Source organism: Prosthecodimorpha hirschii (assembly GCF_001305515.1).
GTDB lineage: Bacteria > Pseudomonadota > Alphaproteobacteria > Rhizobiales > Ancalomicrobiaceae > Prosthecodimorpha > Prosthecodimorpha hirschii.
Genome location: NZ_LJYW01000001.1, coordinates 257,186 through 269,256, shown reverse-complemented (window position 1 = coordinate 269,256; position 12,071 = coordinate 257,186). Strand labels below are relative to the sequence as shown.

The 12,071-nt window shown below is 67.0% G+C and carries 12 protein-coding genes and 1 pseudogene; 10 read left to right on the top strand and 3 right to left on the bottom strand.

Annotated elements, in window-relative coordinates; translation table 11 throughout:
* Positions 1-111: 111 nt before the first annotated feature.
* Positions 112-939 (top strand): type I methionyl aminopeptidase, encoded by an 828-nt coding sequence (gene map, locus ABB55_RS01080; RefSeq protein ID WP_054357154.1) that lies wholly within the window; start codon positions 112-114, stop codon positions 937-939.
* Between the two features lie 8 nt (positions 940-947).
* Entirely contained in the window at positions 948-1,658 is a 711-nt protein-coding gene (gene radC / locus ABB55_RS01075; RefSeq protein WP_054357153.1) for a RadC family protein, read from the top strand.
* Positions 1,659-1,688: 30 nt separating this feature from the next.
* Here the strand turns inward: radC and ABB55_RS01070 are convergent, their stop codons facing one another.
* Positions 1,689-2,642 (bottom strand): AraC-like ligand-binding domain-containing protein, encoded by a 954-nt coding sequence (locus ABB55_RS01070; RefSeq protein WP_054357152.1) that lies wholly within the window; start codon positions 2,640-2,642, stop codon positions 1,689-1,691.
* Positions 2,643-2,808: 166 nt separating this feature from the next.
* On the opposite strand from ABB55_RS01070, the gene ABB55_RS01065 reads away from it, so the two are divergent.
* On the top strand, positions 2,809-3,711 hold the full coding sequence (locus ABB55_RS01065) for an alpha/beta hydrolase (RefSeq protein WP_054357151.1): 903 nt from the start codon (positions 2,809-2,811) through the stop codon (positions 3,709-3,711).
* A gap of 191 nt (positions 3,712-3,902) precedes the next feature.
* Complete coding sequence (locus tag ABB55_RS30760; protein WP_160321136.1) at positions 3,903-4,922, top strand: ABC transporter substrate-binding protein; 1,020 nt, start codon at positions 3,903-3,905, stop codon at positions 4,920-4,922.
* A 144-nt stretch (positions 4,923-5,066) separates the two neighbouring features.
* On the opposite strand, the gene ABB55_RS30755 is transcribed toward ABB55_RS30760, so the two are convergent.
* Positions 5,067-5,249 carry a hypothetical protein gene (locus ABB55_RS30755; RefSeq protein ID WP_054357149.1) on the bottom strand — a complete coding sequence of 61 codons (183 nt, stop codon included), beginning with the start codon at positions 5,247-5,249 and terminating at the stop codon, positions 5,067-5,069.
* 133 nt (positions 5,250-5,382) lie between these two features.
* Positions 5,383-5,709 (bottom strand): annotated as a pseudogene (locus ABB55_RS30750) (mannitol dehydrogenase family protein); the annotation flags it as partial.
* 195 nt (positions 5,710-5,904) lie between these two features.
* Here ABB55_RS30750 and ABB55_RS01050 point away from each other — a divergent pair.
* From ABB55_RS01050 to uxuA, 6 genes are all read left to right on the top strand, one after another.
* On the top strand, positions 5,905-6,663 hold the full coding sequence (locus tag ABB55_RS01050; RefSeq protein ID WP_054357148.1) for a FadR/GntR family transcriptional regulator: 759 nt from the start codon (positions 5,905-5,907) through the stop codon (positions 6,661-6,663).
* Positions 6,664-6,713: 50 nt separating this feature from the next.
* Positions 6,714-7,688, top strand: a complete 975-nt coding sequence (locus tag ABB55_RS01045) for a sialic acid TRAP transporter substrate-binding protein SiaP (RefSeq protein WP_054357147.1) — start codon at positions 6,714-6,716, stop codon at positions 7,686-7,688.
* Between the two features lie 125 nt (positions 7,689-7,813).
* A complete protein-coding gene (locus tag ABB55_RS01040; protein ID WP_054357146.1) occupies positions 7,814-8,386 on the top strand; it encodes a TRAP transporter small permease in 573 nt (190 codons plus the stop codon).
* Positions 8,387-8,391: 5 nt separating this feature from the next.
* Positions 8,392-9,801: a TRAP transporter large permease gene (locus ABB55_RS01035; RefSeq protein WP_054357145.1), complete on the top strand. Its 1,410-nt coding sequence runs from the start codon at positions 8,392-8,394 to the stop codon at positions 9,799-9,801.
* On the top strand, positions 9,798-10,847 hold the full coding sequence (locus ABB55_RS01030) for an L-idonate 5-dehydrogenase (RefSeq protein WP_054357144.1): 1,050 nt from the start codon (positions 9,798-9,800) through the stop codon (positions 10,845-10,847). Before ABB55_RS01035 ends, ABB55_RS01030 begins: the two co-directional genes overlap by 4 nt.
* Before the next feature lie 13 nt (positions 10,848-10,860).
* On the top strand, positions 10,861-12,045 hold the full coding sequence (gene uxuA, locus ABB55_RS01025; protein ID WP_054357143.1) for a mannonate dehydratase: 1,185 nt from the start codon (positions 10,861-10,863) through the stop codon (positions 12,043-12,045).
* Positions 12,046-12,071 lie beyond the last annotated feature (26 nt).

The following is a 12,071-nucleotide window of genomic DNA, read 5'->3' as shown; positions in this document are numbered from 1 at the left end:
TTCGAGGGGCAGGGATCGCCGGAAGTTCATGGCGAAAGTCCTCGCGACGTTTTATATGAACAACCAATCTGTGCGGCCCGCCGCTTCCCGAACTCTCGCGGATCTCCTTCCATGGTCACATATGTCGATGCGGCGACGGCGCCGCACAGGAATACAGGCGCGATCCGGCTCTACGGCCCCGACGGCTTCGCCGGCATGCGCAAGGCCGGGCAACTGGCGGCGCGCTGTCTGGACGAGCTCGCCGCGCTGGCCAAGCCGGGGACCACGACCGACGAGATCAACGATTTCGTCTATGCCTTCGGTATCGAGCACGGCGCGCTGCCGGCAACGCTGAACTATCGCGGCTATACCAAGAGCACCTGCACCTCGATCAACCATGTCGTCTGCCACGGCATCCCGAACGAGAAGCCGCTGCGCGACGGCGACATCGTCAATATCGACGTGACCTACATCCTTGACGGCTGGCATGGCGATTCCTCGCGCATGTACCTGATCGGCGAGGTCAAGCGGGCGGCCGAGCGGCTGGTCGAGGTGACCTACGAATCGCTTTTGCGCGGCATCGCGGCCGTGAAGCCCGGCCGCACGACCGGCGACATCGGCGCGGCGATCCAGGACTATGTCGAGGCGGAGCGCTGTTCGGTAGTGCGCGATTTCTGCGGCCACGGCGTCGGCCTTCTGTTCCACGACGCGCCGAACATCCTGCACTACGGCCGCCCGGGCGAGGGCATCGAGCTGAAGCCGGGCATGATCTTCACCATCGAGCCGATGGTCAATCTGGGCCGGCCGCACGTGAAGGTGCTCGCCGACGGCTGGACGGCCGTGACGCGCGACCGCTCGCTTTCCGCGCAATTCGAGCATACCGTCGGGGTGACCGAAACCGGTTGCGAGATCTTCACGCTTTCGCCGGCCGGATTGCACAAGCCGCCCTACAGGATCTGACGCCGGCCATGACAGGCTTCGACGAAGCGAGTCTTCCCGCATCGCAGGAGCCCCATTGGCACGGCCACCGCGAACGGCTGAAGGCGCGCTTTCGCGAGTCCGGTGCCGACGGCATGCCGGACTACGAACTCCTCGAACTGCTGCTGTTCCGCTCCATTCCGCGACGCGACGTGAAGGGCCTGGCCAAGACGCTGGTCGCCCGCTTCGGTTCCTTTGCCGAAGTCCTCGCCGCGCCGGTCGACCGGCTGACCGAGGTGCCGGGCATCGGCGAGGCGGTCGCGGCCGATCTGAAGCTCGTGCAGGCCGCCGCCCAGCGTCTGGTGCGCGGCGAGGTGTTCAAGAAGCCGATCCTGTCGAGTTGGAGCCAGGTGATCGACTATTGCCGCACCGCCATGGCCTTCGAGGCCCGCGAGCAGTTCCGCATCCTGTTCCTGGACAAGAAGAACGGCCTGATCGCCGACGAGGTGCAGCAGGTCGGCACCGTCGACCACACGCCGGTCTATCCGCGCGAGATCATCAAGCGGGCGCTGGAACTCTCCGCCACGGCCGTGGTGCTGGTCCACAACCACCCATCCGGCGATCCGACCCCGTCGCAGGCCGATATCACCATGACCCGCCAGATCATCGACGTGGCGAAGCCGCTCGGCATCCTGGTCCACGACCACATCATCGTCGGCCGGGACGGCCACGCCAGCTTCCGCGGGCTGAAGCTGATCTGACGCGTCGCGTCCGGCCGTGCGGCCCGTCGCTCAGTCCGTTCCGGCGTCGCCGCGGCCGCGCGCAAAGGCGCGCGGGGAGACGCCGTAGGTGGCTTTGAAGGCGCGGCTGAAATGCGCCATGTCGTTGAAGCCCCAATCGAAGGCGATCTCGGTGATGGTCCGTTGCCGTCCCGACCGGGCCAGTTCCTGACGGCAACGATGCAGGCGGCGCAGGCGGATCCAGCGCGAAACCGAAGCGCCGTTGTCGGCGAAGGTCGTGTAGAGCGTGCGGATCGACATGCCGTGGGCCCGTGCGATGCCGGCCGGCGAGAGGTCCGGATCGGCCAGGGCCGCTTCGATATAGGCGCAGATCCGGCGGAACTCCTCGCTGCCGGTGGACGGCCGCGGAGCGACCTGGGCGGTGAGCGCGGCCGAGACCAGACCGAGCACCGGTTCCATCACGGCGCCTGCCTGTCCGGTCTCGATGGTGTCGATCTCCCGGGCGAGACGGCGGAGCACATCGCTGGCGAGGGCCCCTGCGCCCGACCCGCCGCGGACGACCGCGCCGGCGTGCCGCTCGGGATCGGCGAGCCAGCCGGACAGTTGCGGCTTCGGGATCAACAGCGTCAGCTTGCGCAGCGGGGACAGGACGCGGAACTCCATCTCCCGCTCGCTGTCCCACATCACGAAGTCGCCGGGCTCCAGCACCGCCTCGCGACCGTCCTGGCGGATCACCTCGCGTCCGCCCAGTTCGAACAGCACACCGAAATAGGCGCCCTCCGTCCGGGCGATTTCCGGGCGACCGCGCCGACCGGTGCAAGGATCGCACGCGCATTCGACCACGTCGACGGCACCAAACCGCCGCCGGGTGACGGCGGCGCGGAAGGGCCGGTCGTCGCTCCGCTCCAGCGTCCATTCGAGATGGCTGGCATTCAGCGCGGCGCGCCAGGCGTCATATCTCTGGCCGGGTCGGATGGAGGCTGCCGTCCACCTGTCTGCGATCATGCGCCCGCTCCCGCGATCCGGACCGGCAGGCCGGCCCACTTGCGAGAATGGTCAAGTCGGGGCGCAGGCACAAGCAAGACGCATATCCTGCCGGGACGGATGATCGGCACGCATCGGCCGTGGAAGGACGATCGCCAAAGAGCCGAGTTCCGGGAGGAATGACCCCATGAGACGCGATATCTCGTTCAAGACCGAAGACGGCGTGACCCTGCGCGGCTGGCACTACCTGCCGGACGGGCGTACGGGCCGCGTCCCGACCATCGTGATGGCGCACGGCTTCTCGGCCGTGAAGGAGATGTATCTCGATCGCTTCGCCGAGGCCTTCGCCGCCGCCGGCCTGGCCGCGCTGGTTTTCGACAACCGCAACTTCGGCGCCAGCGACGGCGAGCCGCGTCTGGAGATCGACCCCTGGCAGCAGGTGCGCGACTATCGGGATGCGATCACCTTCGTGCAGGGGCTCGAAGAGACCGACCCGGATCGCATCGGCGTCTGGGGATCGAGCTACAGCGGCGGACATGTCCTGGTGCTTGGCGCCATCGACAAGCGGATCAAATGCGTCGTCTCCCAGGTGCCGCTGGCCAGCGGCCATGACAATGCGCTGCGTCTGATCCGTTCCGACACGATCGCGGCCGTGCGCGGCCTGTTCGATGCCGATCGCCGGGCGCGTGGCGCCGGCGAGCCGCCGGCCATGATTCCGGTCGTCAGCGAGGATCCGGCCGGGCCGGCCGCGCTGCCGACGCCGGACAGCTGGACCTGGTTCACCGAGACCGGCCGCCTCCGGGCACCGTCCTGGAAGAATGAGGTGACGCTCCGTTCGGTCGAGATGTTCACCGAATACGAGCCGGCCAGCTACATCCGGTCGATCAGCCCGACGCCGCTTCTCATGGTCGTTGCCCTCGGCGATGTCCTGACGGTCGCCGACCTGGCGCTGGCCGCCTACGAGAAGGCGCTCGAGCCCAAGAAGCTGGTCACGCTCACCGGCGGCCATTTCGACGCCTATGTGAACGACTTTGCGGCCGCGTCGTCTGCCGCGGCCGACTGGTTCCGCCGGCACCTGCTGGCGGCCTGACGGCCGTCGAGCCGGCGTCCTGCCGCACCCGGCCCAGCCCGCGGGCCGGGTGCGGCAGGCCTCATGCTGCAAGCGGTTGCCTTTTCGGTGGGCTGCCTAAAAATGCGCTCGACAGGGGCGTGGGCGCAGTGTGAACTGACGCCCCGATGACGGTGGTCCGCGCGGGCCGCCGGGCCAGTTCGGAGGCGTCCATGTCGATCGGAATTGCGAAAACTATGCTTGCCGGCGCGGTTGCGCTGGTATTTGGCGCCGGGGCGGCGCTGGCACAGACCAAGGACGTGAAATTCACCCTCGATTGGGCCGTGCAGGGCAACCACGCCATCTGGACGGTCGCGCAGGAGAAGGGCTACTTCACCAAGGAGGGCCTCAACGTCAAGATCGACCGTGGCTTCGGCTCGGGCGATGCGGTCACCAAGGTGGCGAGCGGCGCCTATGACATCGGCTTCTCGGACATCAACGCGGTCATCAAGTTCGTCGGCGACAATCCGTCCAATCCGGTGCTCGGCGTCTTCCAGACTTTCGACAAGACCCTGAACTCGATCATCACGCTGAAGAAATCGGGCATCAAGTCGCCGAAGGACCTGGTCGGCAAGAATCTCGGTGCGCCGGAAGCGGACAGCTCCCGCCTGATGTTCCCGGCCTTCGCCAAGGCGGCCGGCATCGATGCCGCAGCGGTGAAGTGGACCTCCATGCAGCCGCAGCTGCGCGAGGCGATGCTGGTGCAGGGCCAGGTCGACGCCATTTCGGGCTTCGCCTCGACCTCGGTCTTCAATCTGACCGGCATCGGCGTCGCGGCCGACGACATCGTGATCTTCCCCTTCCCGGAAAACGGTCTCGACCTCTACGGTTCGACCGTGATCGTCCGGAAGGACTATGCCGAGAAGAACCCCGAGATCGTCGCCGCCTTCGTGCGTGCGACCATCGCCGGTCTTAAGGATATCGCCAAGGACCCGGACGGCGCGGTGCCGTCGCTCTCCAAGGTCGATCCGCTGGTGAAGGCCGATCTTGAGAAGGCCCGCCTGAAATTCGTGCTCGACCGTGCCATGCTGACCCCCAGCATCAAGGCGAACGGCTTCGGGCATGTCGACCCGGCGCGGATGCAGAAGTCGATCGAGGTTGCGGCCGAGGCCTATGCGCTGAAGGTGGTGCCGAAGCCCGAGGACATCTACACGACCAAGTTCCTGCCGCCGGCCGATCAGCGCAAGCCCTGACGGGCGGTCGGTCGGACCATCCGGACGCGGGCCCCGCCGGGGCTCGCGTCATTTCGATCTTAACGCGCCGGCCGGTCCCAACGCGGATCGGCGACGGCCCGATCCGCTCGTTACGGAGCGGATCGCTCCCATGCGGATCCCGGCCTAACGGCCGTGTGCGGCAGCGGCGACGGTTGCCTTGACGCCGGATTCGAACAGGCGATCGAGGGCTTCGATGACCGGCCCGGTAAACCGGGGATCGGCCGGAAGATCGCTGCCGAAAATCTCGCGGATGGCCATCAGGCCGCGCGCGATCTGATGCGAATCGCCGTCGGCCTCGGTGATCACGTCGGCGAAGCGCGCCCCATGCGGATCCCGGCCTAACGGCCGTGTGCGGCAGCGGCGACGGTTGCCTTGACGCCGGATTCGAACAGGCGATCGAGGGCTTCGATGACCGGCCCGGTAAACCGGGGATCGGCCGTTCAGGATCCTCCGGGGCGACCAGCACTTCGCCGACGGCGCCGATCACCCGCAGGCTCTCGCCCGCCGCCGAGCGCACGGCGATCGTATAGAGGCCGTCCTGCGGCGCCAGGGCATCGCGCGTGTCGGCGCTGCGCAGGCTCGCGGCGACGATCCCCCAATCGGTTTCGCCGCGTGCGAGGATGTCGTCCAGGTAGACGGCCTGATGGGCGCGGTGGAAGGCCCCGATGCCGAGATGGATCACGCCGGGCGTGACGCCCGCACGATCGTAGGCGGGGCGGGCGACGGCGGGCGGAAGGGCGTCGAGGGTCGCGGCGGCGAGGCGCATCGGACGTCTGGCTCCTTGGGACTGCTTTTCGATTGTGGCGGGACCTTGACACGACCCCGTGAGATGCGTCAACGTTCAGGTCAATTGGTCTGACCAATAGACCGAGCCGACGATGCATCTCCCGCACGAAGATGCATGGCCGGAGAAAAGGTTCCGCTCAAGTCGGAATCGGGGGGAATTCGTTCGGGGGTTCGCGTGCCGCTCGAAGCCATCGCACCGCGCCGGCTGTACCGCCAGGTCGCCGACCAATTGAGGACCCTGATCGATCAGGGCGAGTATCCCGTGGGCGGGCGACTGCCGACGGAGCGTGAGCTGGCCGAGCAACTCGGCGTGTCGCGACCGACCGTGCGCGAGGCCTTGATCGCGCTCGAAGTGGAAGGCCGCCTGCGCATCCGCGTCGGCTCCGGAATCTATGTGGTCGAGCCGCCGGCGGTGCCGACCGCGGTCGATCACGCCGGGGAGGGGCCGTTCGAGGTGCTGGCCACCCGCGAATTCCTGGAAGCCGCGGTCGCCGCGGAGGCCGCGCGCCGCGCCACCCCGCTCGAAATCGCGGAGATCGACGAAATCCTCGCCCGCATGCAGGATGCCGAGAATCCGAGCGAGGAGGCGATCGTGCTGGATCGCGCCTTTCACATCACGCTGGCCGGTATCGCGGGCAACAGCGTGCTGGTCCGGATTGTCGGCGATCTGTTCGATCAGCGGATCACGCCCTTTTTCCGCCAGCTGGCCAGCTACTTCGAAAACCGCGAAAGCTGGGCGGCCGCCCATCGGGAACATCGCGCCATCCGCGACCGGATCGCTGCCCGGGATCCGGACGGCGCCCATGCGGCCATGCGGGAGCATATGCGGCGCTCGCAGGAGCGCTTTTCCGCTACCTTCGGGGAGGGCGGCCCAGCGCCGTCCCCGCCCGCCGACCGGACCCGTTCGCGGGGCCCCAAGCAACCGGCCGGTTGAACCGATCAGGTTGCAAGCCTGCTAAAATCTTCACGCAAGGGAGGAATTCCATGTTTGGACGGACCACGCTACTGATCGCCGCCGCGCTCGGGCTGACCCTCGGCACCAGCGCCGCCGAGGCCCAGATCAAGCTCAAATGGGCGCATGTCTACGAGACCTCCGAGCCCTTCCACACCGAATCGGTCTGGGCCGCGCAGGAATTCGCGAAGCGGACCAACAACAAGTACCAGATCGAGGTCTTCCCGGCATCGCAGCTCGGCAAGGAGACCGACATCAACCAGGGCCTTTCGCTCGGCTCGGTCGACATCATCATCTCCGGCTCGTCCTTCGCGGCGCGTGCCTATCCGCCGATCGGGGTGACCTACTACCCCTTCATCTTCCGTGACGCCGACCACCTCCTCGCCTACACCAAGAGCGATACCTACAAGGAACTCGCCAAGGGCTACGAGGACAAGACCGGCCATCACATCGTGGCGACCACCTATTATGGTGCGCGCCATGTCACGTCCAACAAGCCGATCAAGGCCTGCGCGGACATGAAGGGCCTCAAGATGCGCGTGCCGGACGTGCCGGCCTATCTGGCGATGCCGCGTTCCTGCGGCGCCAACACGACGCCGATCGCCTTCGCCGAAGTCTATCTCGCCCTGCAGAACGGCACCGTCGAGGCGCAGGAGAACCCGCTGACCACGATCGAGGCGAAGAAGTTCTACGAAGTGCAGAAGCACATCGTGCTGACCGCCCATATCGTCGATCATCTGAACACGATCGTCGCCAAGGGCACCTGGGACAAGTGGTCCGCCGAGGACCGCGCCACCTTCGTGGCCGTCGCCCAGGAAGCGGCCGCGCGCGCCACCAAGCAGATCCAGACGCGCGAAGCGGAACTGGTCGGCCTGTTCAAGGAGAAGGGCCTGACCGTCTCCGAGGTCGACAAGAAGGACTTCATCGACGCGGTCGCCAAGGGCGTGACCTTCGAGCAGTTCGGCTACCGCAAGGCCGACTACGACAAGATCGTCGCCATCAAGTGATCCGAGCCGGGGCGGCCCCGCGCCGCCCCCGTGCTTTTCGTCCTGAGGCCGGGGCGCCGCGCGTGCGGCGTCCCGAGCCCCCGGCCGTTTTTTCATCCCCAGACGATTCCGAGCCGAGGTCGCGCATGGCCCAGGAAATCCACACGCCGGTCACGGCGGAAGAACTCGCCCAGGTCTTCGACGAAGCGCCTCCGGCCGCCGATATCAGTGACTTCGCCATCGAGGACTGGGTCGCCATCGCCCTGTTCTGGACGATGGCCGGCATGGTCTTCGTGCAGTTCTTCACCCGCTACGTTCTCAACGACAGCTATGCCTGGACCGAGGAAATCGCGGTCTATTGTCTGATCGGCGTGGTTTTCGTCGGCTCGGCGATGTGCGTGCGCATGACGCGGCACATCCATGTCGACTTCCTCTATCGCTACCTCCCGTCGATCCTCGGGCGGATCCTGTCCCTGATGGTCGATCTCGTCCGGATCGCGTTCTTTGCCTATCTCGGCTACGTGTTCCTCAAATACATGAACATCGTCTCCGACGAGCAGATGACCACGGTCAATCTGCCCAAGGCCTGGGTCTTCACGATCGTCTTCCTGTCGTTCGAGCTCATGGCGTTCCGGGCCTGCGAAGTCTTCCTGGCCAATCTCCATCGCGGCTACTCGCCCCTCGAACGTCCGTCGGCTTTCGACGGTTCGGAGGACTGATTCCCATGCTGTTGTTGCTCGGTTCCTTCCTCGGCCTGATGATCCTCGGCGTGCCGGTCGCGGTCTCGATGGCGTCGGCGTCGATCCTGTACATTCTGACCTATGGCGTCGCGCCGGACGTGATCGTCGCCCAGCGCATGTTCGCAGGCGTCGAGAGCTTCCCGCTGCTCGCGGTGCCCTTCTTCATCCTGGCCGGCAACCTGATGAACATCGCCGGCGTGACCGGCCGCATCTATTCCTTCGCGGTCTCGCTGGTCGGCTGGATGAAGGGCGGCCTCGCCCAGGTCAACATCATCGGCTCGGTGATCTTCTCGGGCATGTCGGGCACCGCCATCGCGGATGCGGCCGGCATCGGCACGATCGAGATCAAGGCGATGAAGGACCACGGCTATCCGACCGAGGTCGCGGTCGGCGTCACCGCCGCCTCGGCGACGCTCGGGCCGATCATCCCGCCGTCGCTGCCCTTCGTCATCTACGGCATGATGTCGAATGTCTCGATCGGCGCGCTGTTCCTCGGCGGCGTCATCCCGGGCGCGGTCATGACCATCTTCATGATGCTGACCGTCGCCATCTTCGCCCGCCGCTACGGCTGGGGCTCGGATGCCCCGTTCGAGTTCAAGCGGCTCGCCGAGGCCGGCCTCGAAGTGCTGATCGTGCTGGCCTTCCCGGTCGCCGTCTACGCCATGCTCGAATACGGCCACCTGTCGCAGAACGTGGCGATCGGCATCGCCCTGGTGGTCCTGCTGGCGCTCGACTGGACCTTCAACTTCTCGGCCGTCATGGCCCTGATGACGCCGGTCATCCTGATCGGCGGCATGACGCTCGGCTGGTTCACGCCGACCGAAGCGGCCGTTGCGGCGGTCCTCTGGTCCCTGTTCCTCGGTCTCGTGCGCTACCGCTCGATGACCCTCAAGACGCTCGCCAAGGCGACCCGCGACACGGTCGAGACGACGGCCTCGGTGCTGTTCATCGTCACCGCCGCGTCCGTCTTCGCCTGGCTCCTGACCGTCAGTCAGGCGGCGCAGCTGCTCTCCGACGCGATCCTGTCGATCACCCAGAACAAGTGGGTGTTCCTGATCCTCGTCAATCTGCTGCTGCTGTTCATCGGCTGCTTCCTGGACACCATCGCGGCGATCACCATCGTGGTGCCGATCCTGCTGCCGATCGCCCTGAAGCTCGGCGTCGATCCGATCCATTTCGGCCTGATCATGACGCTCAACCTGATGATCGGCCTGTTGCATCCGCCGCTCGGCATGGTGCTCTTCGTGCTCTCGCGCGTCGCCAAGCTGTCGGTCGAGCGCACCACCGTGGCGATCCTGCCCTGGCTGGTCCCGCTGTTCGCGGCGCTGTTCGCGATCACCTTCATTCCGGAACTGACGCTCTGGCTCCCGAAATATATGGGAATGCTGAAATGACCGCCTCTGCTCTCGCCGCGACCCTGTTCGGCCCGGAAGACCTCCGGATGATCGAGCATCCGCTCGGTCCGCTCGCCCCCGGCATGGTGCGCATCCGCTTTGGCGCCGCCGGCATCTGCGGCTCCGACATGCACTATTTCCGCCATGCCCGGACGGGCGACTTCGTGGTCAAGGATCCGCTGATCCTCGGCCACGAGATCGCCGGCGAGGTGGCCGAGATCAACGCCGACGCGCCGGGCCTGAAGGTCGGCCAGCGCGTCGCCGTCAATCCGTCGCGCTGGTGCGGCCATTGCGCCCGCTGTCGCGAGGGCCGCGCCAATCTGTGCGAGAACATCTACTTCATGGGCTCGGCCTCGAAGTATCCGCACATGCAGGGCGGCTTCGCGACCCTGTTCGACGCGGTGCCGGCGCAATGCGTGCCGGTGCCCGACCATGTGCCGCTGAAGGCGGCCGCGCTGGCCGAACCGCTCGCGGTCTGCCTGCACGCCGTGCGGCGGGCCGGCGACATTGCCGGCAAGCGCATCGTACTGTTCGGCTCCGGCCCGATCGGGCTCCTGACGCTGCTCGCCGCCAAGCGGGCCGGCATCGCCTCGTCGGCCATGGTCGACATCGCCCCCGCACCCCTGGCCTTTGCGGCCCGTCTCGGTGCCGACGACATCGTCGACGTGTCGGGCGGAGACGATGGCTTGAAGGATCTGGCGGCCCGCAATCCTTTCGACGTCGCCTTCGAGGTCTCGGGCACGGCCGCCGGCCTCGCGTCGGCGATCGCCACGGTCCGTCGCGGCGGCACCATCGTGCAGATCGGCAACCTGCCCGGCGGCTCGATCCCGGTGCCGGCCAATGCGATCATGGCCAAGGAGATCGACTTCCGCGGCTCGTTCCGTTTCGACCGGGAATTCGACGAGGCCATCGCGCTGATCGCCGATGGCGGCGTCGACGTGCTCCAACTCGTCACGGCCGAGCGCCCGCTGGCGGAGGCGCCCGACGCGCTTCGCCTCGCGCTCGATCGCTCCCGCAGCGTGAAAGTCGTTCTGACGGCGAACTGAAGGCAATCGACAGATGCGTGAAGGCTGGCGGTGGTACGGACCGAACGATCCGGTGTCCCTCGACGACGTACGGCAGGCGGGGGCGAAGGAGATCGTCACGGCGCTGCACCAGATTCCGATCGGGCAGGCCTGGACGGTCAAGGAAGTCGAGGAGCGCAAGCGGATCGTCGAAGGCGGTCCGCGGACGCCGCTCGCCTGGACCGTGGTGGAGTCCATTCCGGTCCCGGACGACGTGAAGCGGCTCGGCGGCCGGGCGAAAGCCTCGATCGACGCCTGGATCGCATCGATGGAGGCGCTGGCCGCCTGCGACGTGAAGATCATCTGCTACAACTTCATGCCGGTGGTCGACTGGTGCCGGACCGATCTCGAATGGGAGCTTCCCAACGGGGCCCGGGCGCTGCGCTTCGACCGCGACCGCTTCGCCGCCTTCGAACTCTTCATCCTGGAGCGGCCGGCCGCCAAATTCGAGTATTCGCCCGAGGTCCAGGCCCGCGCCAAGGCGGTCTATGACGGCTTCACCCAGGCCGATATCGACTATCTGGTCATGGTCATCGCCAGCGCGCTGCCGGGCTCGACGACCGATCCGCTGACCATTCCGCAATTCCGCGACAAGCTGGAGAGCTACCGCGAGATCGACGCCGCGGTGCTGCGGCGCCATCTCGTCGAGTTCCTGGAACCGGTCTGCCGGCGCGCCGACGAACTCGGCGTCAAGCTGACGCTGCATCCCGACGATCCGCCGCGGCCGCTGTTCGGCCTGCCGCGCATCGCCTCCTCGGCCGAGGATTACCGGGCGCTGTTCGCGGCGGTGCCGTCGCCGGCCAACGGCATCTGCTTCTGCACCGGCTCGCTCGGGGTCAGGGCGCAGAACGACCTGCCGGCCATGGCGCGCGAATTCGGCCCCCGGATCGGCTTCGCCCATCTGCGCGCAACCAAGCGCGAGGCGGACGGCGTCTCCTTCCATGAGAGCGATCATCTCGACGGCGATGTCGACATGGTGGCGGTCGTGCGCGCGCTGCTCGAAGAGGATCACCGCCGGGCGGAGGGCTCGAAGATCGTGTTCCGGCCCGACCACGGGCACCGCATGCTCGACGATCTGGCCGCCACCAAGCGCACCAACCCGGGCTATACGGCGATCGGCCGCCTGCGCGGACTGGCGGAATTGCGCGGCGTCATCCGCGCGCTCGAGACGGTGATGTAGGCCTGCGAGAGGCTTTGCGCCCCCGG

Excerpts from the sequence above, each read along its gene's own strand:
- map (WP_054357154.1), top strand. The coding sequence starts at position 112 with ATGGTCACATATGTCGATGCGGCGACGGCGCCGCACAGGAATACAGGC.
- radC (WP_054357153.1), top strand. The coding sequence starts at position 948 with ATGACAGGCTTCGACGAAGCGAGTCTTCCCGCATCGCAGGAGCCCCAT.
- ABB55_RS01070 (WP_054357152.1), bottom strand. The coding sequence starts at position 2,642 with ATGATCGCAGACAGGTGGACGGCAGCCTCCATCCGACCCGGCCAGAGA.
- ABB55_RS01065 (WP_054357151.1), top strand. The coding sequence starts at position 2,809 with ATGAGACGCGATATCTCGTTCAAGACCGAAGACGGCGTGACCCTGCGC.
- ABB55_RS30760 (WP_160321136.1), top strand. The coding sequence starts at position 3,903 with ATGTCGATCGGAATTGCGAAAACTATGCTTGCCGGCGCGGTTGCGCTG.
- ABB55_RS01045 (WP_054357147.1), top strand. The coding sequence starts at position 6,714 with ATGTTTGGACGGACCACGCTACTGATCGCCGCCGCGCTCGGGCTGACC.
- ABB55_RS01040 (WP_054357146.1), top strand. The coding sequence starts at position 7,814 with ATGGCCCAGGAAATCCACACGCCGGTCACGGCGGAAGAACTCGCCCAG.
- ABB55_RS01035 (WP_054357145.1), top strand. The coding sequence starts at position 8,392 with ATGCTGTTGTTGCTCGGTTCCTTCCTCGGCCTGATGATCCTCGGCGTG.
- ABB55_RS01030 (WP_054357144.1), top strand. The coding sequence starts at position 9,798 with ATGACCGCCTCTGCTCTCGCCGCGACCCTGTTCGGCCCGGAAGACCTC.
- uxuA (WP_054357143.1), top strand. The coding sequence starts at position 10,861 with ATGCGTGAAGGCTGGCGGTGGTACGGACCGAACGATCCGGTGTCCCTC.